Annotated in this window: 21 protein-coding genes, 1 tRNA gene and 3 pseudogenes; 12 read left to right on the plus strand and 13 right to left on the minus strand. The window is 35.3% G+C overall.

Annotation, left to right across the window (positions count from 1 at the left end; genetic code table 11):
- Positions 1-53: 53 nt before the first annotated feature.
- Complete coding sequence (locus OPR17_RS02005; RefSeq protein ID WP_265021918.1) at positions 54-1,820, minus strand: hypothetical protein; 1,767 nt, start codon at positions 1,818-1,820, stop codon at positions 54-56.
- A 151-nt stretch (positions 1,821-1,971) separates the two neighbouring features.
- On the opposite strand from OPR17_RS02005, the gene priA reads away from it, so the two are divergent.
- The gene (priA, locus tag OPR17_RS02010) at positions 1,972-4,314 is read left to right on the plus strand and encodes a replication restart helicase PriA (RefSeq protein ID WP_265021919.1); all 2,343 of its coding nucleotides are present in this window, start codon (positions 1,972-1,974) and stop codon (positions 4,312-4,314) included.
- 18 nt (positions 4,315-4,332) lie between these two features.
- On the opposite strand, the gene petA is transcribed toward priA, so the two are convergent.
- From petA to OPR17_RS02040, 6 genes and pseudogenes are all read right to left on the minus strand, one after another.
- Entirely contained in the window at positions 4,333-4,932 is a 600-nt protein-coding gene (gene petA, locus OPR17_RS02015; protein ID WP_265021920.1) for a ubiquinol-cytochrome c reductase iron-sulfur subunit, read from the minus strand.
- A 92-nt stretch (positions 4,933-5,024) separates the two neighbouring features.
- Complete coding sequence (gene gyrA / locus OPR17_RS02020; RefSeq protein WP_265021921.1) at positions 5,025-7,727, minus strand: DNA topoisomerase (ATP-hydrolyzing) subunit A; 2,703 nt, start codon at positions 7,725-7,727, stop codon at positions 5,025-5,027.
- Between the two features lie 52 nt (positions 7,728-7,779).
- A tRNA-Val gene (locus tag OPR17_RS02025) sits at positions 7,780-7,852 on the minus strand.
- Positions 7,853-8,348: 496 nt separating this feature from the next.
- The gene (locus OPR17_RS02030; protein WP_264707461.1) at positions 8,349-9,224 is read right to left on the minus strand and encodes a tetratricopeptide repeat protein; all 876 of its coding nucleotides are present in this window, start codon (positions 9,222-9,224) and stop codon (positions 8,349-8,351) included.
- A gap of 168 nt (positions 9,225-9,392) precedes the next feature.
- Positions 9,393-9,782 (minus strand): DUF1284 domain-containing protein, encoded by a 390-nt coding sequence (locus OPR17_RS02035; protein ID WP_265021922.1) that lies wholly within the window; start codon positions 9,780-9,782, stop codon positions 9,393-9,395.
- Positions 9,779-10,225 (minus strand): annotated as a pseudogene (locus tag OPR17_RS02040) (biotin transporter BioY); the annotation flags it as partial. The gene OPR17_RS02035 and the pseudogene OPR17_RS02040, both read right to left, overlap by 4 nt.
- Between OPR17_RS02040 and OPR17_RS02045 the strand changes: the two are divergent.
- From OPR17_RS02045 to radA, 5 genes are all read left to right on the plus strand, one after another.
- The gene (locus tag OPR17_RS02045) at positions 10,194-10,349 is read left to right on the plus strand and encodes a hypothetical protein (protein ID WP_265021923.1); all 156 of its coding nucleotides are present in this window, start codon (positions 10,194-10,196) and stop codon (positions 10,347-10,349) included. The pseudogene OPR17_RS02040 and the gene OPR17_RS02045 sit on opposite strands and share 32 nt — an antisense overlap.
- A complete protein-coding gene (locus OPR17_RS02050; protein WP_265021329.1) occupies positions 10,312-11,196 on the plus strand; it encodes an IS982 family transposase in 885 nt (294 codons plus the stop codon). Before OPR17_RS02045 ends, OPR17_RS02050 begins: the two co-directional genes overlap by 38 nt.
- Positions 11,197-11,294: 98 nt before the next feature.
- Complete coding sequence (locus OPR17_RS02055) at positions 11,295-12,020, plus strand: putative folate metabolism gamma-glutamate ligase (protein WP_265021924.1); 726 nt, start codon at positions 11,295-11,297, stop codon at positions 12,018-12,020.
- Positions 12,021-12,578: 558 nt separating this feature from the next.
- The gene (locus OPR17_RS02060; RefSeq protein ID WP_265021925.1) at positions 12,579-12,713 is read left to right on the plus strand and encodes a hypothetical protein; all 135 of its coding nucleotides are present in this window, start codon (positions 12,579-12,581) and stop codon (positions 12,711-12,713) included.
- Between the two features lie 103 nt (positions 12,714-12,816).
- Positions 12,817-14,160 carry a DNA repair protein RadA gene (gene radA / locus OPR17_RS02065; protein WP_265022140.1) on the plus strand — a complete coding sequence of 448 codons (1,344 nt, stop codon included), beginning with the start codon at positions 12,817-12,819 and terminating at the stop codon, positions 14,158-14,160.
- On the opposite strand, the gene ftsY is transcribed toward radA, so the two are convergent.
- On the minus strand, positions 14,147-15,058 hold the full coding sequence (gene ftsY, locus OPR17_RS02070) for a signal recognition particle-docking protein FtsY (protein WP_265021926.1): 912 nt from the start codon (positions 15,056-15,058) through the stop codon (positions 14,147-14,149). The genes radA and ftsY overlap by 14 nt on opposite strands.
- A 203-nt stretch (positions 15,059-15,261) precedes the next feature.
- Here ftsY and iscU point away from each other — a divergent pair, with 203 nt between their 5' ends.
- Genes iscU through OPR17_RS02090 form a run of 4 tightly spaced genes read left to right on the plus strand, consistent with a single transcriptional unit; the run spans position 15,262 to position 18,351 of the window.
- Positions 15,262-15,654, plus strand: coding sequence for a Fe-S cluster assembly scaffold IscU (iscU, locus tag OPR17_RS02075; protein WP_182319561.1), 393 nt, complete (start codon positions 15,262-15,264; stop codon positions 15,652-15,654).
- 10 nt (positions 15,655-15,664) lie between these two features.
- Positions 15,665-16,069 (plus strand): HesB/IscA family protein, encoded by a 405-nt coding sequence (locus OPR17_RS02080; RefSeq protein WP_077188307.1) that lies wholly within the window; start codon positions 15,665-15,667, stop codon positions 16,067-16,069.
- The gene (locus tag OPR17_RS02085) at positions 16,062-16,520 is read left to right on the plus strand and encodes an iron-sulfur cluster co-chaperone HscB C-terminal domain-containing protein (protein ID WP_077188306.1); all 459 of its coding nucleotides are present in this window, start codon (positions 16,062-16,064) and stop codon (positions 16,518-16,520) included. Before OPR17_RS02080 ends, OPR17_RS02085 begins: the two co-directional genes overlap by 8 nt.
- Positions 16,498-18,351, plus strand: a complete 1,854-nt coding sequence (locus OPR17_RS02090) for an Hsp70 family protein (protein ID WP_265021928.1) — start codon at positions 16,498-16,500, stop codon at positions 18,349-18,351. The genes OPR17_RS02085 and OPR17_RS02090 overlap by 23 nt, the downstream gene beginning before the upstream one ends.
- Positions 18,352-18,358: 7 nt before the next feature.
- Here OPR17_RS02090 and lepB read toward each other — a convergent pair whose 3' ends face one another.
- The 3 genes from lepB to OPR17_RS02105 all read right to left on the minus strand — a co-directional run bounded on the left by lepB (position 18,359) and on the right by OPR17_RS02105 (position 22,170).
- A complete protein-coding gene (lepB, locus tag OPR17_RS02095; protein WP_010962911.1) occupies positions 18,359-19,105 on the minus strand; it encodes a signal peptidase I in 747 nt (248 codons plus the stop codon).
- Between the two features lie 948 nt (positions 19,106-20,053).
- Positions 20,054-20,941, minus strand: coding sequence for an aspartate carbamoyltransferase catalytic subunit (locus tag OPR17_RS02100; protein ID WP_006280416.1), 888 nt, complete (start codon positions 20,939-20,941; stop codon positions 20,054-20,056).
- A gap of 203 nt (positions 20,942-21,144) precedes the next feature.
- A complete protein-coding gene (locus tag OPR17_RS02105) occupies positions 21,145-22,170 on the minus strand; it encodes an extracellular solute-binding protein (protein WP_265022141.1) in 1,026 nt (341 codons plus the stop codon).
- 614 nt (positions 22,171-22,784) lie between these two features.
- On the opposite strand from OPR17_RS02105, the pseudogene OPR17_RS02110 reads away from it, so the two are divergent.
- A pseudogene (locus tag OPR17_RS02110) lies at positions 22,785-23,370 on the plus strand (DUF6444 domain-containing protein); the annotation flags it as partial.
- A gap of 7 nt (positions 23,371-23,377) precedes the next feature.
- On the opposite strand, the pseudogene OPR17_RS02115 reads toward OPR17_RS02110, so the two are convergent.
- Positions 23,378-24,406, minus strand: a pseudogene (locus OPR17_RS02115) (IS4 family transposase); the annotation flags it as partial.
- A gap of 239 nt (positions 24,407-24,645) precedes the next feature.
- On the minus strand, positions 24,646-25,668 hold the full coding sequence (locus tag OPR17_RS02120; RefSeq protein ID WP_265021361.1) for an IS110 family RNA-guided transposase: 1,023 nt from the start codon (positions 25,666-25,668) through the stop codon (positions 24,646-24,648).
- Between the two features lie 203 nt (positions 25,669-25,871).
- On the opposite strand from OPR17_RS02120, the gene OPR17_RS02125 reads away from it, so the two are divergent.
- Complete coding sequence (locus tag OPR17_RS02125) at positions 25,872-26,450, plus strand: Fic family protein (protein WP_265021929.1); 579 nt, start codon at positions 25,872-25,874, stop codon at positions 26,448-26,450.
- Positions 26,451-26,598 lie beyond the last annotated feature (148 nt).

The raw sequence follows: 26,598 nt of genomic DNA on the forward strand, positions 1-26,598 counted from the left end.
AATCTCCTCTGTCAGTTAACTCTCGTTCACCAGATTGAATCTTGCTTTTTACATCACATTAACTCATCACTTTTATAGAACATCTCATTAAAATCATTTAGAGTTCCAAAATCCTGACCCTTGATAAACAGGTGATCATTAGCAACATGTGCTTCATCAAGAGTAAACAGCTCGTAATGATGATTGTGAGCGGGCCTAACAATTTCATTATATAAAACCATTACTTGTTCGTAGTTATATCCATCGCCAGCATGATATTTACCACGTACGGTATCATAAAAATTCTTTACATCATCATATGTCACTTGCAGCTCCACCTTATACTTTCCCACTTCAAGAGGACTTCCTGTCTTTATTTTTAAGGGATGTTGTGAATTTGCAACACTGTTAGAAGTTTCTGCTTCAATATCAGAATTTTTATCCATATTTTCTATCACACTTGCCATAACAGTTTCTTGTTCATCTTCTGTTTGTTTTTCAGTCTTATTACTGCTACTGTCAGTTTCCACAGTTACTTTTTTTACTTCTATATCTTTTTGAGCTTTCTCATTACTTTGCCTGTGTATTTCATCTCCATGCAATTTTTCCTGCAGAGCTTTTTTCGTATCAGCATAATCATCACGATTGCTTTGCAAAGCTGGTTTATAACTGCTGCTATCATCCGCTTGCATTTGATCTATATAGTTAGATTCTTCTTCCTGTATAGTATTTTTTGCGTTATCCTCACCAACCGTTCCTTTCTCCCCAGACTTGGCTTCACTCTCTACCACAACTTCTTCGTCTACTTGCTCATCATCAATTGTAAATTCAGTACCTATCTGATTGCTATCTTCCTCCAACTCATTAGATAATTTTTCAGATAGCTGATCACCACTCAAATATGGTTCCTTTGAATATTTAGCATAATTATGGGGATCGGTTCTGTCTTCTGAATAAAACCCACTTTCAAAGCCGGAATAGGAGCTTTGATTGAGCACAAAAAATAAGTTTCCATAATCAACCAGCATAGCATCTCTAGGGCCAACAAAATGCAAGTATTCATCGCCTTCCCATTCTGGGTGGTGTCTATACTCTGCTATATAGTATTTACTAGAGTCGAGAGGTATCTTGTCACCTTCTTCCCCATCAAGTTGTAAAACTACTGCTGAACGCCCGTTGTCTATATCATGACCTTTTATCACTTTAAATATCTTAATCTCATCCTTTTCTATAAGTTCTTTTAATTCCTCGTTCTTTTCATTTAACTCTTCCTCCCTTTGTCTTTCTTCTTCTCTTTCTCTTGCCAATCTTTCTGCTTCTTCATCAGCTTTCTTCTGCAGTTGTGAGAATACGTTTTGTAATACATCTTGTGTAGTTAAGTTGTTTGCATTGCTTAGCAATTTATTTAGTATGTTCGATACAGTTGGTAATAATTTACCATGGTCATCGAATTCTTTTTCCTTTGCTTTGTCATAGTAATTTGGGTTATAGATTGCACGTAGAGGATAAAAACCATAATCTGCGCTTGATACATCATTAGATGATAGTTCCATTGAGAACCAGTAGTGATTAAGCGGAAGGTTGGAGGTTAAATGTCTACTGTTGTCATCCCTAACGGTTAGCTCATTTCTGCCACCATATTGGTTATAAGAGATATAAAAATTTTCAGGGTTGAGATTGAAGTGGTCATCTAAGTTATCAAATCGAACTGTACTGCCAAGTTGCTCACGCAAAAGATTTTTGCTTTCGTTTGTAAGCTTTATACGCGCAGAAAAGTAATATGGATCTATAAACTCGCCTTTTTCTATCTCAAAATTCAAAGTAATCTTGTCGTTGACCATTGGTAGCCTCCAAACATTATGTAAATCTATTCATTATTTTATTTATCAATCATACGGTGTGTACTATGAAAAATGTGTTAAATGTTAAGATTTTCTCTGTACCGATTCATCTATATTGCCAACTTAATAAAGTTACAAGCTCTTTAAAACAATGTTAAACTCAATCACTATGGCAAAAACAGTTGACGTATTACTACCACTTCCAATTGATCAGTTATTTTCATATGCAATTGAGGAAAATACTGAGATTTTACTTGGAGATTACGTAGTGGTGCCATTTGGCAAAAAACGCTTAATCGGAATAGTTTGGAAATACAGTGATAAAAGTAACCGAGAATTAAAATTTATTGAGCAAAAAATCGATTTACCAAATATTAGACCAAAATTGATTGCATTTGCAGAGTGGGTTGCGCAATACAACTTAATACCTGTTGGTATGTTTGCCAAAGTGATAATGGGGGGAGTGTTAAAAGTAAATCACATAGATAAATTAGTTTGTGCTAAGCAGAAGCAGGAAATAAGTGAAATAAGTTGCCAATTGAGCCCTGAACAGCAGGTAGCTAGTGATAAAATAATCAGCAATTTGAACGAATATTCAGTGACTTTGCTTGACGGTGAGACCGGGTCTGGAAAAACCGAAGTTTATCTCTCTGTGATTGCACAATTGATTAAGAATTACACTGCCGTTCCAAATGCTGCTCAGACTTTACCATCCCAGTGCCCAGAGACACAACTGTACGAACATTGTGATTTGGGTATACCAAGAGGGTGTTATCCGAGTAGCCTGACACTGGGATCCAGTTTTTCATATAACCTCATTACAAATGTTTATTTTAACTTAAAACCAATACCTAATTTACAATCAAAATTCCTGGATTCCAGTGTCAAGCACTGGAATGACACCTTTATACTCAAGGCAAAACCCACTGTAACATTTAGCATACCGTCTTTGCCACGTACTAGTATGACACCAGAATATGTTGAAATGACATCAGGAGAAGGTAATACACAAATTTTAATCCTCCTACCTGAAATTGTTTTAACTTCACAATTGGTAAATCGTGTTCGCGGTCAGATATCAAAAAACTTAGTTGAATGGCACTCAGGGCTCACTCCAAAAACTCGCCGGAATAATTGGCTCAATATAGCAAATGGAAATGCGCAGATAATTATTGGTGCACGGTCAGCGCTTTTTTTGCCTTATAAAAACCTAAAATTGATTATCGTTGATGAAGAGCACGACTCATCTTTTAAACAAGAACAGGGAATTATATATAATGCTCGAGATATGGCGATAATCTTAGCCAAATTTGAAAATATTCCGATTATTTTATCATCAGCTACTCCACTGCTTGAAACGATTCATCATGTTAAAAACGGGAATTACAATCATGTAAAGCTAACTAAACGATTTGGTGGTGCAGAATTGCCACTCATTAAAGTAGTAGATATGAGGAACAACAAGCAATGGATCTCCTCTGAGCTTTTTGAAAGCATCAAACAAACCATAGAGAAAAAACAGCAGGTTATGCTTTTTCTAAACCGCAGAGGGTATGCACAACTGGCAATTTGTAAAAAGTGTGGATATAAAATTTCCTGCTTAAATTGTGCTGTTTGGCTTACATATCACAAGAAAAAAAATGCTCTTTTGTGCCATCATTGCTCTTATCAATTAAAACTTCTAGAGAAATGCTCTAATTGCCAAAGTGAACAGCCATTGTCCCTCTACGGCATAGGAATTGAAAGGTTGCTTGAAGAAATGGTGAAATTAATACCAAACGCAAAAACTGCGATGATAAGCAGCGATCAGAAGTCGGTTAGTAACGTAATTGACTTGATATTGAAAGAAGAGGTGAACATTATAATCGGCACACAAATAATTGCTAAAGGGCACAATTTTCCCAAATTAACTTTGGTTGGAGTAATGAATGCAGATTTGAGTCTCGAAAATTCTGATTTGAGAGCAGCGGAAAAGACGTATCAATTATTGCACCAAGTTGCAGGCAGATCAGGAAGGTTTAATGAAAAAGGAATGGTAATAGTGCAAACCAATAATCCTGAAAGTTCAATAATAAAAGCATTGCTGCATCAAAAAAGAGACTCATTTTATGAAATCGAACTTAAGTCAAGACGCGAAGCCAAAATGCCACCATTTAGCAGATTAATAGCGCTTATAATCTGTGGTAAGAATCAGATTGCAACACAAAAAGCAGCGAATGAAATAGTAAAATCTCTTCTCTGTCATTCAAGTAGCTCAACTATTTGTATCCAGGAAAAAAATGTAGGTGTAGACAAAAAGGAATTTGAAATTCTTGGCCCATCACCAGCAGCGATAAATTTTTTAAATAATAAGTATCGGTATAGGGTATTATTAAAAATACACAATAAGTATAGTCTATCCATACAAAAAAAGCTGAAATATTGGATTAAAAATTGTAACTTAAATTCGAGTATTGCAGTGATAATAGATGTTGATCCTGTGAGTTTTTTTTAACGAGTTTATTTATATTCGTTAAGCCTTCTTGCCAATTACCACAACATTCTCACTGGGAAAAAAATAATCAGGTACAGCCATATTTTTCGGTGCAGGACCCCCAATTACTCGACCTGATGTATCATAATATGAACCGTGGCAAGGACAGAACCAACCATTACCATCTCTTGTGGCGTGGTCAATCGGTACACACCCAAGATGTGTACATATTCCAAGCATAATTAACCATTCGTCTTTTCCTTCGTATACTCTCTGCTCATCTAATTGAGGATCCCTCAAGCTCTTCACATTCACAGCTCTTGCAGCCTCAATTTCTTGCTTTGTGCGTCTACGAATGAATACTGGTTTACCTTGCCACTTTACTTTTACTCCGTGTCCTTCCTGAATTCCAGACAAATTCACCTCCACTGTGGAAGTTGCTAGAACTTCAGCAGAAGGATTCATAGATTTAACCAGTGGCCAAAGTCCGCTTGCAGCTCCTATACCTGCCATAGCGCATGTAGTTAATGTTATAAAATCTCTCCTACTCTTATTTTTAGTAAGATCTTTAACAGGAGGTGTTTTTTTATCCTCTTTGTCTGCCAGTGGTTTTTTATTTTTAGTTAATTTTTTGTCCATTGATCTTTACTTAGCCATAAGTATATATTTTAATTTAAATACTGCGTATTAATCAACAAAAACTTGCGCTTTTTGTTTAACCTATACTACGGTTAAGAAGCGATAGAGTTTTCAACTTCAAAAATACTATCTTCAGTGGAATCAGGATCTTCAATTTTCGCTACTGACACCACTTTTTCTCTACTTTCTGTTTTAAACAGAGTGACTCCTTGAGTGCTGCGTCCTGCAATTCTAATCTCATTGACCGAAATGCGAATTAACTTTCCTTTATCTGTAATAAGCATTATATTATCACCCTGCTCAACTGGAAAACTAGCAACAACATTACCGTTTCTGCTAGTAGTAAGAATATTGGTGATACCAACACCACCCCTGTTAGTTACTCTATACTCATACGCAGAAGTTCTTTTACCAAAGCCATTTTCAGTAATAGTTAATATAAACTCCTCATTCACTGCAAGTTTTAAGAATAATTCGTTATCTATTCCTAAATCATTCAAAGTCTTTTCCAATTTAGAATCAATGGAGTTATTAATTGCAGTCCCCAGTCTTTTTGCAAGTGGAACTTTTAAGTAAAGTTCTTTTGTTTCTGTTGCTACACCTATCCCATTTAATATGGTCATGGATATCACGCTGTCATTCTTTACAAGTTTGATACCTCTTACGCCATCTGAATTGCGACTCTTAAATTGACGCACATCACTTACAACAAATCTGATACTTTTTCCAAGCGTTGTTGAAAGTAAAACATGGTCAATTTCATTACATACCTTAACCGATACTAATTTGTCTCTTTCATCGAGCTTTATTGCTATTTTTCCATTGCTTGGAATATAGTGAAAGTCCGCTAAGGAGTTACGCCTTATGTTTCCATAGGCAGTAGCAAAAACTATGTTTTGATTTTCGTCATTTTCACTTGGCAATGGCATGATATTAGTTATAGTTTCACCATCGCTAAGCGGAAATATGTTAACAATTGCTCTTCCACGTGCGGTTGGCTCTGCAAGAGGTAACTTATAAACTTTTAATCTATAAACTCGACCAATGTTAGAAAAGAATAAAAAGCTAGTATGGGTATTTCCAACAAATAATTCTGTGATTACATCCTCTTCTTTTAATCCCTGTCCTAGCTTTCCTTTTCCACCACGACGCTGAGTTCTGTAGTGAGAAAGTTTTACACGCTTGATATAACCATTCATAGTTACGGTTATCACCATATCCTCTTGTGGAATTAGATCTTCAGCTTCAATGTCCGCGTCTGACTCTTCTATTGAAGTTTTTCGCGGCACAGCAAATCTGTTCTTTATTTCTTGTAGATTGTTTTTTATTTCTTTCATCAACTTCTCTCCTGGGCCAAGAAAAGCGATATATTCTTTTATCAGGTTGATCATTGAACTTAGCTCAGCTTCTAATTTGTCTTTTTCAAGGCCTGTTAAACGCTGCAGTTTCATATCAAGGATAGCTTTAATTTGTAGCTCAGTTAATCTATACACTCCATCTTTCAAAAAACTTGCGCTATCTGAAATCAACTCGATAATAGTGTTGATTTCATTCGAAGTTTTCCATTCTTTATTTAAAAGTTCTCTACTTGCTTCCGCAGGATCTTTTGCACCGCGGATGATTTTTATCACTTCATCTATGCTGAGGACCGCAATGTAGAGCCCTATATATATATGAGCTTTTTCTCTCGTTTTTCTTAGACGAAATTCTGTTCTCCTGATTAACACTTCTTTTCTAAAATCAATAAAGGCCTCTATGATTTCTTTCAATGACATCAAAACAGGCCTGTTGTTATTGAGCACTAAAGTGTTAACACTAAAACTACTTCTTAGTGGAGTTAGCCCCAATATTTGATTAAGTATAAAACTTGCTTCAGCATTTCTTTTGAGGTCAATTACTACTCTAATACCAGACTTATCGGACTCATCCCTAATTTCTGTTATACCATCAATTCTTTTTTCTTTTACAAGCTCACCTATCTTCTCAATTAATTTTACTTTATTTACCTGGTAAGGTATTTCATCAATCACTATTGCTTGCCTATCTTGTGGCAGATCTTCTATATGAGTCTTGCCTTGCACAACAATTGATCCACGACCAGTTGCAAATGCTGATCTTATTCCAGACCTTCCAAGAATTGTTCCCCCAGTTGGAAAATCCGGCCCTGGCATCACTTCAAGTAACTCATCCAAAGTAACTTCAGGATTATTTACATATAATATACAAGCATCTATTATTTCTCCAAGATTATGAGAAGGAATATTGGTTGCCATACCAACTGCAACACCACTTGCACCGTTTACCAATAGATTCGGAAACTCTGCAGGCAGCACAACTGGTTCTGTTTCATTTCCATCGTAGTTTGGCCTAAAATTAACTGTATCTTCATCAATATCATTCAGTAAAAAGTGCGACACTTTTTGAAGTCTTGCTTCTGTGTATCGCATTGAAGCTGGTGGATCTCCATCTATCGAACCAAAGTTACCTTGCCCATCAACAAGTGGTAAAAGAAGAGAGAAATCTTGGGCCATTCTAACCAAGGAATCGTAAATAGCTGCATCACCATGTGGGTGATATTTCCCCATTACGTCCCCAACTATACGAGCCGCTTTTTTATATGGCTTACCGGCATCGAATCCAGCTCTTGACATTGCATATAATATGCGCCTATGAACAGGTTTAAATCCATCCCGCACGTCAGGTATAGCCCGGCTTATGATAACGCTCATTGCGTAGGAAAGATAAGAATCTTCCAGCTCTTTTACTATTGAGATTGGTACTATATTATCCTGCATTTTCTATACTTTAATTGAAGTAATTAATAATACTAACATTCAGTTAAGCAAATGGGCAATGACAGACTTGAACTGCCGACCTCCTCGGTGTAAACGAGATGCTCTACCAGCTGAGCTAATTGCCCCTTTAGATCTAATTCTATAGCTCAATATTATTATTGTAAACAAAAATAGCAATAAATTGTATCCGTTCAGCAGAGTGGCAAAATAGGTAGACAAGGTGATCTAAAAAGATAATCATAGAGTAAATGTGAGGTAAGTCCTTACAATAAATGGTGTCATCCAAGTAGCCGACACTGGGATCCAGAAAAAAGAATGGTGTCATTCCAGTGCTTGACACTGGAATCCAGCTTTTTCATAATCATTAAAACGTTGTATTTTTACATAAAACAGCTATTTTTATGCTCGCCAACTTAATAAAATTCCTGGATCCCAGTGTCAAGCACTGGGATCTGATGGGCCAAAATCACAATGTTCGTACAGTTATGCATTTGTTGTGCAAATTACCTTTGCAAACAAATGTTCGTACAGCTGTGTGTCACACACTTTGCTTCAATATTTGCACATTAGCCACTCCCTTGAACAGATACGATAAATTAGCTTTAGGTAAGCTATAAGCTTTTATGAAATCTTTGGGTGCGTGCTGTGAAGTTTTATAAATTTTAGTCTTGCTGTCACTTTGTATAAAGGTATTTTTTCACTCACATCTTTCGAAGTTGTAGCCATGTTTAACAACTTTAAGTAGAATATTGTAGCATTTTGAAAATCTGAAAGTTTATCTAGAATAACAGCTAAATTATAAGTATAAAAAATATTGTTTTCATCGAGGGAAATAGCAGTTATCATATACTCTTTACCTTTTACATAATCCTCCTTTTTCATATAGATCAGACCTAAATTTGCTAATAAAGGAGCATAATTTTTATGTATATCATACAATTTTAACATTTCACTCAACGCCAGATCAGGATCATATTGTGAGATTATCGTCAGAAAATTTTTTAATATGTAAGGGTTACTAGGGTGTTCTTTTAACAGTCTTGTGTAAATCTCTACAGCTTTTTTGTATTCTTTATTAGCGTAATAAATATTTCCCAATCCAATTAAAGCATTTTTATGATAAGGAAACTTTGCGATAATCTGATTAAGGAGAGAAATAGCTGCTTCATTATCTCCTGATTCAAAGGAATCTTTTGCTTTTTTTAAAGTAGAGTATATGTCAAAACTCTTGCCAGAATTCTGCGAAATTTTGATATTAAATTTGTCACTTTTTCTCTCAATAACATCAAGATCTTTATATTTTTTATCAGCTTTTATATGCTTGACAACACTATCGAAGGCCTTTTGTATCTCCAAATTTTCACTAGCATAGGTAACAGAAGACCTCCATAAAATCACAACGCAAATTAACATGCAGATAAACATAGGTCCTAGTGTTGTGGCATTGGCTGCAGCGTGTAACCAGTAAACCTTATTTCTTTGAGCTATGCGTAACACATTACAAATTCATAAATGCTAAATTACCTATCTCATACAATAATAAAGATATTATTAATTAGCGGGACGAACATGCTGTGTAGCTTTTCAGAATGCATTTATCTTTTGTCTTCCATATTTCGCTTTATTTCCACAAAAATGCTTCAATTTATCTTAACATTTTGTCAACTACCTTTGTAGATTTAAAAGGGCATTTTTACATATTCCATATGGCTGCCAGTTGCACCCCTCACATGCGTACTCGAATTTCTTTAAAGACATTTTCTCCCTAATCTTTTTTACTGCCTCATTCCAAGTTAAAGTCTCGCCAATTTTAATTCCTAAAATTTCCATATGCCTTCTATCTAGCTCTAAAACTTTAGCTTGTTCGGTGCATTTACCTTGTTTAGTCTGGTTTGGGCAAGCACTACAAATACTATCAAGGTTACCAACTACTTCGATTTGAGTACTAACCACTTCACTTACTATCTTCCTATAATTTTCTACAAAACCCTGAGAATACCCATATCCCCGAAACGCGAGGGTGCACATGAAATGATGAGGGCGAAATTTTATCATTTTTTCAAATATTGCAAAGCTGCTACAAGTAGAAAAATTTTTATCAAACCAGGAAGGATAAATGGTAAAACACCCACCATTATTGCTTGTCCCAGATCCAAGTAAACAGCAAGCCAACTAACACCACAAATAAAGATTATAACTGTACCAGCCAGACAACTTAAAGAATTACATACAAATGATTTATACTTAGAGTTCAGTAATTCATTTACTTTGCTCATTACCATAACAGCAGCTAAACAGCCAATTAAATATCCACCTGTTGGTCCAAGGAGAGCGTGATAACCACCAGAAAAATTTGCAAGAACAGGCAATCCTGCTGCACCAAGTGATAGATATGTAAGCACAGAATAGAATGCTGTTCTGCGGTTAAATTTAAGCCCAATAAGCATTACTCCTAAAGTTTGCAATGTGATAGGCACAGGCTGCAATGGTATGCTTATTTACGCGAATTCTGGATTAAAGGAGAATAGAAAAGGCAGAAAACAGGGTAAACTCAGCAGTTATAAAAAAATAGATGAGGTTACCCATGGAAGACATAACAAAACTGTTTTGTTTGGTCGATGATTTTTGCAGAGATATAGAGAAAAATTTTGCAGGCAAACTACTGCCAAATGGTAAAAAACCCACAAGAACAACGGAAATTGAGCACTCTGAAATCATGACAATAATCCTGCTATATCAACAATCTCCGTGTAAAAATTTCAAAACTTTCTATCTACATTACCTAACGTTGCTCTACAAATCAGAGTTTCCAAAGTTGCCTTCATATACCAGGTTTGTTGCTCTAAAGCCTAGGGTTTTGTGGCATTTAGCAATGTTGTTGCATTGGCTTTGTGGACAGTCAGAAAACACTGGAATTTCATATATAGACACAACTCCCATTGCAGTTTGTCATGCAAAAAGAATATCCAAAAACAAAGTTTTTGCTGGAATTGCAAAATTAAGCAAGAGTACTTACGGCTGGTTTTTTGGTTTCAAATTACATATGGTAATCAATGAAAATGGTGAAATTCATGCACTTACGCTAACAAAAGGCAATGTTGATGATAGGATACCTGTGCCAAATTTGACGGAAAAATTAACCGGCCTTTTGTTTGGTGACAAAGGTTATATTGCAAAAGAGCTTTTTCAGAAGCTGTTTGACCGAGGTTTGAAACTTGTTACCAAGGTGAAAAAAGGTATGAAAAATACATTAATTTCGCTAAATGAGAAGATTTTACTGAGAAAAAGGTCTATCATTGAGACTGTTTTTGGTTACCTAAAAAATAGACTAGAAATTGAACACACTCGCCATAGATCCCCTGTTGATTTCTTGGTTCATATCTTTTCTACTCTCATCTCCTATTCCATCAAATCCAAAAAGCCTTCTATTTCCTATACTTCCTTCCTTAATCCAGAATTCGCGTTATAAAGGTGATGTATATTTCAACTTAACACTTCTTAGTGGATGGAATAAAACCGCTCTTGCTCAAACAAAAGATTATACTATATGTAGGCTAATACGTTAATATGCATGTTGAAGCAATTTATACCCACCGCATTGAATGTGGAGAAGTATTAGAGCAAGTTCTTGATCGCTATGTTTCAGAGTTGCTAAGAGAGGAAGTTGTTCTTGCTATCACATCAAAAATCATTTCAATTTGTCAAAAACGAGTAGTTTATAAAACTGCTTGTTCTAAAGAAGAGCTAATCAAAAGGGAAGCTGATGCAGTTGTTGATGTGGCTCACAGTATCTGTTTAATGATTAAAGATAATATCTTAATTCCATCTGCTGGTATTGATGAATCAAATGGTAATGAAATGTATATTTTATACCCAAAGGATGTTCAGAAAACAGCTCTATCAATATGGAACTATCTCAAGACAAAACACTGCATAAAACATCTTGGTATTTTGATTACAGATAGTAACATAACACCTATGCGCCTTGGGGTTACAGGCGTTGCTCTTGGTTGGTGTGGATTTGAACCACTTTATTCCTATATAGGCAAGCCAGATCTTTATGATCAACCACTGCAAGTAACACAAGTCAATCTTCTTGATGCGCTGGCAACGTCTGCTGTTTTAGTTATGGGAGAAGGGGCGGAGCAAACACCAATGGCAATAATTAGTGGTGCACCAAAGATTCACTTTCTTACTCGTCCGCCAACTGTAGAAGAAGAAAAAAGTGTTAAGATATCTATGGAAGAAGATCTTTACTTTACTCTCCTCTCCTCATGCGAGCCCGCTGGTTAAAGAGTTAAAGAGGAACTTAAAAATTTGCTATTAGACTTCTTACATAACCATATAACATTGGGAATAGAAACAAAAAACTTGCTTGACACCCTTCGCCAGCACCCTTATCATAAAACTGAAGCTATTGTATTTGCTTTCGCCAATCAGCAGATTAAAAGGTAAGGATTACTTAATGTATCGGCGTCTTATGTTTAATTTTTTGCAGTACATAGATACTGTATGTCTTTACAAAACTTCATCTACATCTAGATTTTTATCTAAATAAGCTGAACGCGCTTATAAAGCGTTACAAGACATCAAAAAATGCCAATACTTGACAGAGATAGTAAAAGACTAGCTAACTCGGGGATTTTTTGTCTTTTTTTTCGTTTGGTAAATTTCTTAAACATTTATAGCTAACATGAACTGGGCAGCGCGTGATGCTGATTTACTTTATGACGGTGTCACCCCAGTGCCCAGACACTGGGATCCAGCCTTTTTATAATCATCAAAACGTTGTATTTTAACATAAAACGGCTACTTTTATGCTTACCAACTTAATAAAATTCCTGGATCCCAGTGTCAAGCACTGGGATGACACCATTCTTTTTCCTGGATCCAAGTAGTCAGGGCACTGGGATGACGGGAGAAGGGGCTACTTGGATCCTGGAGGGTGCAATTATTGTGCATGAATTAAAATGGCACAACTTATGACAATTATCTTCGCACCACAACGTTTGTGAGACTCAGTGTTTAGATTTACTTCGCCTATTCAGCTAATTTTTATTACAATTACAACAAAATAATTTTGGCTTTGATGAAAACTGTATATGTATGTCAATCCTGTGGTCATAGCACTGGCAGGTGGGTAGGGAAGTGCATCGCATGTGACAATTGGGATACAATTGTTGAGGAAATAGCAGTAAAAACGGGCAAAAGAAGTATATCTGCGCCAATTTTAATAAAGACGTTATCGGGTAGCGAAATTATCACTCCAAGTCGTTTTTTAACAGGAATAGAAGAATTAGATAGAGTTTTTGGTGGGGGTATCGTTCAAGGTGCTAGCATTTTAATTGGTGGCGAACCTGGTATTGGAAAATCCACCCTTTTGCTTAAAATTGCAGCTAATGTTGTGCAACTTTCCTCTTTTGAATGTCTTTATGTATCCGGCGAGGAATCTTTAGAGCAGGTGAGTCTCAGAGCAAAGCGTCTTAAGATAAATGAACCTAAAATTAAGCTTTTATCTACAGTGTCTTTAACTGATGTAGTAGCAACAATAAAGGAAAACAAAAGTATTAAATTCTTAGTAATTGACTCTATACAAACAATGTATGATAGCAGAATTACATCGGCACCAGGAACTGTAACTCAGGTTCGTACTTGCGCACATGAATTAACTATTCTTGCGAAACAATATGATGTTTCTCTTTTAATAGTTGGTCATATAACTAAGGATGGACAAATAGCTGGACCCAAAACTCTGGAGCATATGGTGGATACGGTATTATATTTTGAAGGTGAAAATAGCAACCAATATCGCATTTTGCGTACTATTAAAAATAGATTTGGCCCTGCAAATGAAATTGGTGTTTTTGAGATGTCTGAAGCAGGACTTGTGCCTGTTGATAATCCATCATCATTGTTTCTGATGGCCCATGACAGAGAAGTGGTTGGCAGCGCCGTATTTGCAGGAATTGAAGGTTCAAGACCAATTTTAATGGAAGTGCAAGCATTAATAGCAGGGACTAATATGGCAACCCTAAGAAGGGCAGTAGTTGGGTGGGATATTAATCGATTGGCTATGATCATTGCGGTGCTAAATGCTCGTTGCAAAATGTTTTTGCATGATAAAGAGGTATACCTAAACATTGCAGGGGGACTCAAAATACAGGAACCATCGGCTGATCTTGCTGTTGCTGCTTCCCTTATTTCAAGTGTAGTAAATTTACCGCTGCCAACTTCTTCAATAATCTGCGGTGAAGTTGCACTTTCAGGAGAAATTAGGAATGTCTCGCATGCTGATCTCAGACTAAAAGAAGCACAAAAGTTAGGATTCAAAAAAGCAATTATGCCTAAAAATGGCAATTATTCTTCTCATGATATTGAGATAATTAAGCTTGGTCATGTAAGGGAATTAAGAGAAGTCTTTAATTACAATTAAATAATGCTTCAGCAAATTCTTTACTAGTAAACTCCCTTAAGTCCTCTATATTTTCGCCAATTCCTATAGCATGTAACTTTACCTTATAAGCTTCTGCAAGTCCAATTACTACTCCGCCCTTAGCGGTGCCATCTAGCTTTGTTACGATTAGCCCGGTAACATTGACCATCTTACTAAATGCCTCTAATTGGCTATAAGCATTTTGGCCGGTAGTTGCGTCAAGAACTAAAATAACGTCATGAGGGGCAGTATCATCCAATTTCTTTATCGTTCTATATATTTTTGATAACTCCTCCATAAGGTTCACATTATTTTGCAGCCTTCCTGCTGTGTCAATTAGAACAACATCAACGTTATCTTTTATAGCTTGACTTACAGCTCTATATGCCACACTTGCAGAGTCGCTACCGTACTCTCCAGTAACAATCAAGCAATCAGAACGTTCTGCCCAAATGTTTAACTGCTCACTAGCAGCAGCTCTAAATGTGTCACACGCAACAAGCATAACGGATTTTCCCATCTCCTTATATTTATATGCAAGCTTACCTATAGTCGTGGTTTTACCATTACCGTTTACTCCGCATACCATTATTATATGTGGTTTTTTATTTAAAATTAACGGCTGTACAACTGGGCTCAATATAGCTTCTATTTCATTCATTAACTGCTGTGTGATAATGTTATGTTCAACTTCCTTGTCAAACTTGATGCTTGTGAGCCTATCGATAATCAACTTAGAAGTTTTATGACCAATGTCCATGCTAATTAGCAATTCTTCTAATTCATCTAAAAGCAACTGATCTAATTTTTTTTTGCCAGAAAAAATACTTTTCACCCCGTCGCTAAAGCGAGAAGAAGTTTTTAACAAGCCTTTATAAAGGTTACTAAACAAACTCAAGGGAATACTCCTTTTTAAATTATAAACTTAATGACAACATAGAGACGCTGATTGTAAAGAAATACACGTATTATGTGTATTTGTAAAGTTAAACAGTCGTTTTACGGGAATTTTGAAAGTAAAAATCACGTAAAACGATTGTTTTCCTTTAGTTTTTAACCTAAATATGTTATAATGTAGAATAGCGGTTCACAGGTAATTTTATGAGTTATAATGAGAAAATTTTAGATCATTACGAAAATCCAAGGAATGTTGGCTCTCTGGATAAAAATGATCCAAATGTTGGTACTGGTTTAGTTGGTGCACCATCGTGCGGTGATGTAATGAAATTGCAGATAAAGGTCAATGACAAAGGTGTTATTGAAGATGCAAAATTTAAAACTTTTGGTTGTGGTTCTGCCATTGCTTCAAGTTCCTTGTTAACAGAGATGATAAAAGGAAAAGCTATTGAAGATGTAACACAGATAAAGAATACTCAAATAGTGGAAGAGTTGTCTTTACCTCCAGTGAAGATACACTGCTCGGTGCTTGCTGAAGATGCTATAAAGGCTGCTATTCATGATTATCAAAGTAAACAAAATAAAGGTGGACATTGAGAACTAAAGCATGAGTGAATATCAAGGAGTAAACGCTATAAAGAAAGATAAAAAACTTATTACTATAACTGCAAAAGCAGTAGAAAGGATAAAGTATTTATTGGACCAAAAGAAGCATACTAACCTTGAGAAATCAGAAGAAGCAATAGGAATAAGAGTGCTAATTAAACAAAAAGGATGTTCTGGTTTAAAATATGATATTGAATATGCGTATGATACTCGTCCTTTAGAGTCGATAATTGAGGAAAACTGCAGTGATGACCAAAAAGTTAAAGTGTTGATCGATCCAAAATCCGTCATGTTTATTCTTGGCTCTGAAATGGATTATGTAGAAGAAAAATTTTCATCGGGTTTTGTTTTCAAAAATCCTAATGAGAAAGGAAAATGTGGTTGTGGAGAGAGTTTTCATGTCTAGCAGCTATTTTACATTGTTTGAAATTGAACCAACTTTCAATATCAGCTTTGATGAGTTAGAGAAAAAATATATTGAGCTAAGCAAGACTGATATAAATGAAAGACAGTCCAAAAACATGGAAAATATCAACAAAGCTTATCAAGTGCTAAAGTCACCACTAGAACGTGCTGAGCATTTGTTGAATCTTTTTGGTGTGGGAAGCCCAAAGGATCATCCAAATTCTGAAATATTAAATGAATCAATGGAAATAAGAGAGTACTTACTAGACTGCGATGATCTACAATTTGCAAGCAGGATGATTGATGAAAAAATAAAAGATTGCGTTAAAAACCTAATTAACACTTTTGCTGTAAAGAATTTTGATGGAGCTGCTACACAAGTCTTAAGATTGAAATATTTATATAAGTCATTTGAGGAGGTGAAAAAGAATGCAACCAATTCAAATTTCTGAACCAAATTCAAGTGAAGTAGTTTTTGGTATAGATCTTGGTACCACCAATTCTTTAATTGCCATGGTAAATAAAGCTAGCAACGTGGAGATATTTAAAGATGAGCAGGGAAGAGAGCTACTGCCTTCTGCTCTTTCATATGAAAATAATACATTGAAAACTGGCTGTGACGTCGGTCAAAATGCAATCTACTCAATAAAGCGTTTAATGGGTAAAAGTGTTGAAGAATTAAATAAAGAAGGCGTCAATTTTGAAATAGATCATGAAAGCGAAAAAGTTATTAGAATAAAATGCGCAGAGGAAAAGTATCTTACTCCTGTTGAGATTTCTGCTGAGATATTAAAAGCTTTATGCAAGAGGGTAGAAGAGTCTACAGAGATGAAAGTAAAAAAAGCAGTGATTACTGTGCCAGCTTACTTTGACGATTCAGCACGTAACGCAACTAAATATGCGGCAAAATTAGCTGGAATAGAAGTTCTTTGCCTCGTTAACGAGCCAACCGCTGCAGCGCTTTCTTACTCCATTGAAAAGAACAATAACAGTGGAATATATGCAGTTTATGACCTTGGTGGTGGAACATTTGATATTTCGATATTGAAATTGCATCAAGGAGTGTTTCAAGTTCTTGCAGTTGGTGGTGACACTAAACTCGGTGGAGATGATTTTGATCATTTGCTTAACCTTATTGTGCTTGATAAGTATAGAGAAAAGGTAGGTTTAAACAAAGAATGCTCTAGTGTCATCCCAGTCTGGGATCCAGAAAGTTTGATTACAAATGAACACACTAGAAAGTTATATAATAAGAACTGGATTCCAGTGTCAGCTACTTGCATGACAACACTTATTGAATCACGTATTGTAAAAGAATACCTGAGCGAAAACACCGTAGGCACTTTTGAATTCAATATTAACGGTGAATTATTTGAATGCGAAATTACCAGAGAAGAATTTGAACATGCAATCAGTTCTTTGGTCAATAGGACTATCAATATAGTCACTCGTACTATAAGTGATATAGATCTTAAAATTGATGATATAAAAGGAGTAATTTTAGTTGGTGGTGCAACTAGAACACCATTGGTTCAAAATTCACTAGTCGAACTTTTTGGAAATAAAGTACTAAATGACGTGGATCCGGATAAAGCAGTTGCCATTGGGGCAGCTCTGCAGGCTCATGATTTAACTTCGAGCTCAAAAGATAGGAATATTCTCCTGGATGTTCTACCTTTATCACTTGGCATAGAAACTATGGGAGGCATAGTTGAAAAAATCATACCAAGAAATACACCACTACCAGTTTCAGAGATAAAAGAGTTTACAACTTATGTTGATGGGCAACCAGCAATGAAAATTCACGTTTGTCAGGGAGAACGTGAAATGATAGAGGATAACAAATCTCTAGCGCAGTTTGAACTAAAAGGTATACCGCCACTGCCTGCAGGTTCTGCAAGAATTGAAATAGAATTTACAGTTAATGTTGACGGAATCTTGACTGTTACTGCAAGAGAAAAAGCTACTGGAATTGAGCAGACAGTTGAAGTAAATTCAAATTTTGGCTTGAGTGAAGCTGATGTTCAAAATATGGTTAACCAGTCAATAAACAGCTTTGACGAGGATATGAAGGCTCGTTCCCTTGCAGGCGCTAAAATTAATGGAAATAAACTCATACACTTGGTTGAAAACAATAATAACCTTTTCACTGATCAAAAGTTGAAAAACCTATTACAAAATGCAAAAAACGCTTTACAAGGCAATGACTTGAATGAAATTAACAACACTATCGCCGAGTTAGAAAATTCTTCTTTAGAGTTGTGTGAATTAACAAATAGGTAGAAAAAGCTTACACAACCTTGTGCAATACCCTATTTAATCTCAAAGCAACAGGTAACCTGAAATTAAATGGTAACCAATCGACCTTTCCTAATTTAAATGATAAACCAACTATGCTTACACGCCCAATGATATTTTCCATTGGTACAAAACCAACTTCAGGAAACCTACTATCTAAAGAATTATTTCTATTGTCTCCCATAACAAAAAATTGATCGTTAGGTACATAATAAACCGGAGTGTTATATGATAGCTTATTAGAAATGTCATCTACCAAAATCTCATGTTCCTTGCCACTTAAAAGCGTTTCTATATATCTTGGTATGTTACGATTTGACTCATAATCAAAAAAACTTTCAATTTGCCTTCGCTCTACTTTTTGATCATTTAGGTATAATTCTCCCTCTATCATTTGCACTTTGTCACCTGGTGTTCCTATCACTCGCTTAACAAACCTGATGCTGTCATTTCTTGTGGGTTTGAAAACTACTATGTCGCCACGCTTTGGAGGGGTGTAAAAAATCCTGCCGCTAAAAATGTTTGGAGAAAATGGAAAGGAGTGTTTACTGTAACCGTATGAATATTTACTAGTAAAAATGTAATCCCCTTCAAGTAGGGTGCTTTTCATTGAACCAGAAGGTATATGAAATGGCTCGAATAAAAAACTACGTATTGATAGCGCAATCAACAGTAAAAAAAACAATGAAGATAAAAATCTTCCCGTTCTTATCACCCAGTTTTTGCTTAGTTCTTCCAACTTTTCCAACTTTGTTTTTCTTATAGATTAAGCTTATTATAATACATAAATTAAAAAATGGTAATATGAAATTTTACTTGTGAATGTTATTCCTCTATTCAAAACAATTTTGAAAAGGCGGTTCATTTCTTTCAACGGTGTCATCCAAGTAGCGTGACACATAACTGTACGAACATTGCAATTTGCAGGTGGCAGATGAAAGTAGCTGATGCACATCTGTACGAACATTTGCTTTTGTTAAGGTAATATGGTATTATGAAAGTAGCTGACACTGGAATGGCTTTGTTGCATCGCTACTTATGAAAGGCTAACTATAGTTAGGATTATAAGCAACCTATTGAAAATCTTGTTTTTTTGCAATCAATCTGATCAAATTTAAGAATAGTAACTTGTTATTTATATTAATAAATTTAATTCTATTGAAAATAGCTAAAGCATTGAAATTCTTGAATTTTAGCCGGATTGGTAAATGGTAGTGAAATTTCTTTTACTCAAATTTAGGTATTCATTGACCGTTCTTGTTATAAATACCAGAATAATAAACTACTGATATTCCCTATCTTTTTTATCTTTAATCCATCATAGCTAGCGATGCAACAAAGCCCACTGTAATCCAGGTTGTAACCGTTCACGGATTGTGAGAATGAATAAAGAACTAAGCAGTCGTAACTTTTGGAAGGGATTTTGGCCATTGAGACGTGATGTCAAAAATATCGACAACATTCTTTCCACAAATCTTTCTCCATGTTCCGACCAGGTGAAAAAGCTGTTTTTACGATAGCCGTCTAATTTGCCGTTCTGCAAGGTTGTTGATTGACTTCAGGCTTTCGTAAAAACTTCCACACCATATCCTCGGCCTTAACATCTTAATGGCCATTCTCAAACCATTTACAAGCCTTGTCATTTCATGCCCCCCTTTTTGCATTAGTTGTGTAGCATCTTTTAATATTAGCAAGGCCTATAATAGTGCAACACTGCCTTACGTATTGCCAATCCAAATTCTACTTGCTGTAAAATAACACAATCTGCTACATCGCTGCTAATCTCAATCCCTCTGTTTATTGGCCCTGGGTGCATAACAATCGCATCTGGTTTTGCGTATGATAGCTTTTGTGAATCAAGTCCATACAAATAAAAATATTCTTTCTCTGAAGAACTATTATTCATGCGCTCTTTCTGCAATCTCAAAAGCATAATTACGTCAGCATCCTTTATACCTTCAATTAATGAATAATGGACTGAATCTACTTCAGGAAAATGCTTACAAATCAAAGTTGGTGGTGCGACCAAGTTTATCTCTGCTCCAAACATTTTTAGCAATCTTATATTTGATCTTGCAACTCTACTGTGCAGAATATCTCCACATATCACAACTTTGAGGTCCTTTATTTGCTTTTTGTGATTGCTGATTACAAGATAGTCTGCAAGAGCTTGAGTTGGATGTTCACTACTTCCATCGCCTGCATTGATTAGCGAGCAGTTAACATACTTTGCCAGTGTATTAATGATACCACTACTTTTATGCCTGATTATTATGTAATCAGGATTCATTGCATTTAATGTTTTGATCATGTCTTTTAGATCTTCTCCCTTGTTAATAGAAGAAGATCTTATTGGCAAAGTTACAACATTTGCTCCAAGGCTTTTTGCTGCTATTTCAAAAGACGCAAGTGTACGCGTTGAATCTTCAAAGAATAAATTTATTACTGTCTTATTTTCCAAGATATGACTATTTGCAACTTCTTTTTTAAGGTACTGGTTGGCCAACTTAGTTATATTTTCTACATCATCGACTGTAAGGTCTGAGATGTTTAACAAATTCCTTCTCTTGTTCATAGTTTCCTTTTCAACTACTTGAACCTATTCTACTTTCTTATTACCTTTTTTCAATAGACTTCTTGTGCAGCAATTGTTTTGGTGAAAGAACGGAAAAAGATAGTAAAGTCAAAATTAAGTTAGAAGGAAGAAAAAGTTCAGCGAGTCAAGAGCAAGGTATATTAGCATAAATCTTTCATCCCAATGTTTAGTGGTGCTGGGGATTACTTCCACTTACACTCATCCGCTATCATAACAGCCTCAAAAAGATGCTTCTCAAGTTCACTTAGAGGCAAATCACTTTGTGAATAATTTCCCCAAGATTTTAGTATATCGGAAGTTTCAACGCCTTCAATAATAGGATATTCTTGGTTTTTTTTAGCGTATAACTCTTGAGCCTGCTTGCTTACTAAAAATTCCAATAAGACTATAGCATTTTCCCTGTTTTTTGCGTTTTTTGTTACTGCTGCACCACTGATGTTTACCATTACACCGTGATCGTTGCGATTAGGAAAAAAAGCCCCTAGCTTGTCTGCAACACTCTTTTTATTTTCTGATGAAAGAATTCTCGCAAAGTAGTAGCTGTTTACTATTGCAACATCTCCCTCACCGGCTGCTACAGCGTAAATTTGATCAGTATCACCACCACTTGGTTTTCTTGCCATATTGCTCACAATTCCGCTTACCCATTTTTTCGTCTTTTCAAAACCATTATTTGCAATCATAAAAGCAATTAACGATCTGTTATATGGACTTGTAGAAGAACGCACTAATATTTTTCCTTTCCATTTTTCATTTGCTAAATCTTCATAAGTACTTAAGTCCTTAGGGTCTACTGACTCTTTATTGTAAACCAATATCCTAGCTCTTTTTGTAAGACCAAACCAATAATCTTCACTGTCTCTAAATCTTGCAGGTATAACACTTTTTAAAACCTCTGAATCTACTTGAGATAAAAGCCCTCTTTTTTTTGCTAGAATTAAGTTGACTGCATCAGCAGTTAAAAATAAGTCAGCTTCACCACCGTTTTCTATTCGTGAAAGTAGCTGAGAATAATCATCAATGATGTAACGTACTTTAATGCCTGTATTTTCCGTGAATTCATCAAATAAAGTGCGTACTAATTCTTCTTTGCGCGATGAATAGACATTTACCACTTGTGAGTCATTAGTTCCGTTGTTTCTGTATAAATAAGTAATGACTATTAATACAACTGCTATTAAGGATGTGAATATAAAGGCTTTTTTCATATTGGATAAAAAATAACTTTTTTCAGTTAAAGATACCAAGGTGGTGCAACTTTAGCAAGTGTAAAATTCGTTAGATAAGTCATAAAAACTTCCTTGACAAGCTTCGCCAGCGCCCTTATCATGATAGTGAAGCTATTGTATTTGCTTTCGCCAATCTGCAGATTAAAAGGTAAGGATTACTTAATGTATCGGCGTCTTATGTTCAATTTTTTGCAGTATATAGGTACTGTATGTCTTTACAAAACTTCATCTACATCTAGATTTTTATCTAAATAAGCTGAACGCGCTTATAAAGCGTTACAAGACATCAAAAAATGCCAATACTCGACAGAGATAGTAAAAGACTAGATAACTCGGGGATTCTTTGTCTTTTTTTCTGCTTAGTAAACTTCTTAAACATTTGCAGCGTAAGTTAGTTGCAATTAAAAGCAGCTTGATCTTGCTTGTCAAGCGTTTAAAACATAAAAAACGCCAATATTTTAAAGCGGATAATAACCCCAGGGCTTCTTTTGCCTTTTTTTCTGTTTAGTAAATTGTATCCGTTCAGCGGAGTGGTAGAATAAGGTAGACAAAGCAAGATAATAAAGATAATCATAGAGCAAAAGTGAGGTAATGTGGTAAACCTTTTAGAACTTTGCAAAAATTTACAGCAAAAAATAGAAAAACTGGAAGCAGAGATAGAAAACTTAAAAGCAGAAAATAAAGCTTTAAAGATAGAGAACGCTGAATTAAAGGAAAGGCTCGGTTTAAATTCAAAAAACTCATCCCTGCCCAGCTCAAAAGAGCTATACAAAATAAAAAAGGACAAGCCAAAAAGCGAAAGGAATGTTGGCGATTAGGTTGGGCATAAAGGAAATTTTCATGCCACAATGGAAGCGGATAAAGTAGTAAAAATAGAGTTGCTTAATATTTGCGAATGCGGAGGAGAGCTTGTAATATGCGAAAAACCTTATGTTCACCAAAAAGTTGATCTTCCGGAAATTAGGCCTTATGTAGTAATTGGAACATGGTCGTTGTCGGAGATGCAGAAAAAGAAAAAGTAGCAAGTTACCAGAAGGTGTTACGCCAGATACATTTGGTCCAAGGGTTAAGTCTATAATTGCAGCACTCAGCGGATTTTACAAAAACTCAAAGCGTGAAGTGGCTAGTATCATAAATGACATTTTTAATTTGAACATAAGTGTCGGCAGCATATCAAATCTTACTATTACCCACAAATATGAGGTTCGTGAGCAAGTCGCCATCCTTCTGCTAAATCAAAGAGACGTTTATATCCTTTCCAAAGAACATAAGGTCCTGGTTCTGGGTCATTTTTTCTTGCTAAATGGCCTCCAAGTTCATGAAACAGCTTCTTTTATGTTGGGAACTACACTTGGACATGGTTTTCTGTGTATTTTAACGTATAAAACTTTCCATTCTTCTTCAGATAATAAGGTAGTACATGGTAATATTGGGTTAGCTCTTGCAATTGATGTAATAAAGAAGATCCTCCAAGCAATAATACTCACAACTGTTAGATATCTCATTAGTCTTTCTGCTATTCCAAGCCTACATTCTTCAACTTTGAGACCGGATTTAAAATTTTATGTAATATCTCTATTTTCCATCTAAGGCAATACCAACTAATTTTTTCAACAGCTTCATCGAAAGTATTAACTGAAAGATTCGTTAATAGCATCCATTCTAGCGGTTTTTTTTAAGGGAAGGGGAGTTTTCTCAACAACATAAACTGCATAAAGTGGTAATTTAGGTAGTTCTTCCGTCTTATGCCTAATATTATTCTTAGATGGATTCATCATAAACTTTCCAAATCTAACTTCCAAACGTGCTGTTCTTTTTGGCTTATTATCTTTTACAGGAACTTCAACTTCTACCGTACCTGCACAATGAGAGGATTTAATAAATGCCCATAACTTCTGCTCACCTTTTTCAGGATATCGAGATTTTCTATTTACTGCTCTATCTCTGCATGCTCTAACTAGCACTGCCGAATTAAGATTATGTGCAAGCTCAAAAAAGTCATATATATCTGCTTCTCTATCGCATACAGTTATAGTCTCAGTTTGAGTTGGATCAATAATATTATTTGTTTTTCTTAAAGTTTCCAACCACTTTACGCTTTCTTTATCTTCAATGCGATCGCTCTTTTTTTAAGGTTTTCAGTTTCTTCAGGTCTTGAATAAACTTTTTGATCTAGTATCCCTAGTACCAAACCTTCTATACTAACGGCAAGAGATACCGTCTCGCCAGTCAACAAGAAAATTATAAAAATTGAATCTTAAGCTGCATTGTAAAATCAAAAAGTACTTCCAACTGTGTAGCGGTATAGTTAATGTATATATTGATAAGTAAATTTCTGTTGTTTTGTATGTATAAAACTAATTTACTTATCAATATATACACTAACCAACTACATTCAATAAATTTGTATAAGATAATATTTTACATAAGATAAAATGGAAGCATTTTTTGATTTTAAAGCACTAAACCTTCAGTCAACATCCTAGCTCTGTAGTTCTTGATATGATTTGGATCAAAAGCACTTTTGGATGTCAGAATACCGAAAATGATATGGAGTAACTTACGCATTGCAGCACCAACGATGGCCATATTATGCTTACCCTTTTCCTTTAATCTTTGGCAAAAACTCATAATGATAGGATTGTGATTCTTAGCTACTATGGCAGGAAAGAACAGAGCCTTGCGTAGTGTTCGTGAACCTGATTTACTTAATCTGGGCTTGGCATGTACAGATGAACCTGACGTTATATTTTGTGATATAGTTCCTGCATATGCTGCCAATTGCCTGGCATTTATAAAATCCTTTATGTCAGGAATTTCCGCTAAAATAGCTATTGCTGATTCCTCTCCTATTCCTGGAATAGTCAGTAGAAGTTGAAAATTTTCCAACAACTCTTTGTGTTGCTTTAATAATTCACGTATGGAGTTTTTTATTGTTTCTATTTTTTGCTCTATGTTCATTGCAAGGTCTTCCCAAGCATTTGCAACTTCTTTAGGCAGTCTCTCTTTTTTTTCTAAGTGGTTATTTACTAATGTCAATTCATCTTTTAACGCAGCCGAGCAACGATAAAGATGTTTTAATTTTTTCTTTTCGGGAGAAGGTGGTGCCCAGCGAGTTGGTTCCTGCCTTTGGCAATAATCTGCAATAATTTCTGCATCGGTCTGATCATTCTTTTGTCGTACAAGCTTACTCCTCGCATAAGATTTTATGCAATAAGGATTTACAACACTAACAAAATATCCAGCATTGTGAAGAAATTCAGCCAAAGCTTCACCATAACAACCAGTAGCTTCCATACAGGCTTTTACTTCTTCTACATTATGTTTTTGTAGAAAGTCCTGCAAACCTTGAAACCCAGAATCCTCGTTTTTAAAATTCCTTTTCCTAGTTTCACGTTTTCCTTTTTTGCTTATGAATGAAAGAAAAACATCAAAGCGATCTTTTGATATGTCTATTCCTAAAAAGTTGTTGATCATATATAACCCCATACGTTACCATTAAAAATGAAAAGTAAGGCTTACCTTGTGAATACAGAATTAGAACCATTTAGGTTTTTCTACGATACCGTCCAGCCTATACTTTTGAGAAGGGAACTCTTATCTCTTGCACAGATTTTATATCTAAGCCAAATGCTAGAGTTTTTCCCTTCTCCATCTAATGCTTAAGCTTAAAACATTAAATGCTTTTTACAAGATACAAGCTTATTGATTGGTATCACTGGTCCTTAAATAATAAATTTAAGCATCCTCTTATTATTGTTGCTAACTTTGTTTTTGAGTATCTGGCAATACACCCTTTTCAAGATGGGAATGGCAGAACTAGTAGATTGATGACTAATTTAATGCTGTTGCAGCAGGGTTATGATTTTGTATCTATTGTATCACATGAAAAGATAATTGAAACTAACAAACTTGATTACTATTTAGCGCTTAATAAAACACAAAGTAGCTGGAAAAGTAGCAAAGAAGATATTTCCCCATGGTTAATATTTTTTCTTAATGTGCTCAAAACGCAAGCAAATGAAGCGCATTATATTCTTGAGAGGGAGAATACTGAATATTTATTATCAAGAAAACAATTATTCTTCTGGGAGTGGGCACTTAGCCTTGCAGATAAAGAATTTAGTAGAAAAGATGCTATAGAAGCCCTAGGATTTCCTCCAAGAACAGTAGAGGCAATTACAAAGAAACTGCTAGGGATGAAATACTTACAGCGTCTTGGAGAAGGCAAAGCCACTAGATATAAAGTTATTATTTAAAAGTTTTAGTATGTTTTTCGAGATTTTTTTAAATCCAGTTTTATGCACAACTTTATTTGCAATTTTACATTTTTATTCGATTAAAAATTGCATTTTTGCAATAAAAAACTTACTTATTGTAGGAAAATCTTGTGTTTGTTCTCATATA

Origin of the sequence: Wolbachia endosymbiont (group A) of Icerya purchasi, from assembly GCF_947251635.1 — a bacterium.
GTDB classification, from domain to species: domain Bacteria; phylum Pseudomonadota; class Alphaproteobacteria; order Rickettsiales; family Anaplasmataceae; genus Wolbachia; species Wolbachia pipientis.

Bases quoted from the DNA above. Each gene is read 5' to 3' on its own strand.
- OPR17_RS02005 (WP_265021918.1), bottom strand. From the start codon at position 1,820: ATGGTCAACGACAAGATTACTTTGAATTTTGAGATAGAAAAAGGCGAG.
- priA (WP_265021919.1), top strand. From the start codon at position 1,972: ATGTTAAACTCAATCACTATGGCAAAAACAGTTGACGTATTACTACCA.
- petA (WP_265021920.1), bottom strand. From the start codon at position 4,932: ATGGACAAAAAATTAACTAAAAATAAAAAACCACTGGCAGACAAAGAG.
- gyrA (WP_265021921.1), bottom strand. From the start codon at position 7,727: ATGCAGGATAATATAGTACCAATCTCAATAGTAAAAGAGCTGGAAGAT.
- OPR17_RS02035 (WP_265021922.1), bottom strand. From the start codon at position 9,782: ATGATAAAATTTCGCCCTCATCATTTCATGTGCACCCTCGCGTTTCGG.
- OPR17_RS02050 (WP_265021329.1), top strand. From the start codon at position 10,312: ATGGAAGACATAACAAAACTGTTTTGTTTGGTCGATGATTTTTGCAGA.
- OPR17_RS02055 (WP_265021924.1), top strand. From the start codon at position 11,295: ATGCATGTTGAAGCAATTTATACCCACCGCATTGAATGTGGAGAAGTA.
- radA (WP_265022140.1), top strand. From the start codon at position 12,817: ATGAAAACTGTATATGTATGTCAATCCTGTGGTCATAGCACTGGCAGG.
- iscU (WP_182319561.1), top strand. From the start codon at position 15,262: ATGAGTTATAATGAGAAAATTTTAGATCATTACGAAAATCCAAGGAAT.
- OPR17_RS02080 (WP_077188307.1), top strand. From the start codon at position 15,665: ATGAGTGAATATCAAGGAGTAAACGCTATAAAGAAAGATAAAAAACTT.
- OPR17_RS02085 (WP_077188306.1), top strand. From the start codon at position 16,062: ATGTCTAGCAGCTATTTTACATTGTTTGAAATTGAACCAACTTTCAAT.
- OPR17_RS02090 (WP_265021928.1), top strand. From the start codon at position 16,498: ATGCAACCAATTCAAATTTCTGAACCAAATTCAAGTGAAGTAGTTTTT.
- OPR17_RS02100 (WP_006280416.1), bottom strand. From the start codon at position 20,941: ATGAACAAGAGAAGGAATTTGTTAAACATCTCAGACCTTACAGTCGAT.
- OPR17_RS02105 (WP_265022141.1), bottom strand. From the start codon at position 22,170: ATGAAAAAAGCCTTTATATTCACATCCTTAATAGCAGTTGTATTAATA.
- OPR17_RS02120 (WP_265021361.1), bottom strand. From the start codon at position 25,668: ATGATCAACAACTTTTTAGGAATAGACATATCAAAAGATCGCTTTGAT.
- OPR17_RS02125 (WP_265021929.1), top strand. From the start codon at position 25,872: ATGCTTTTTACAAGATACAAGCTTATTGATTGGTATCACTGGTCCTTA.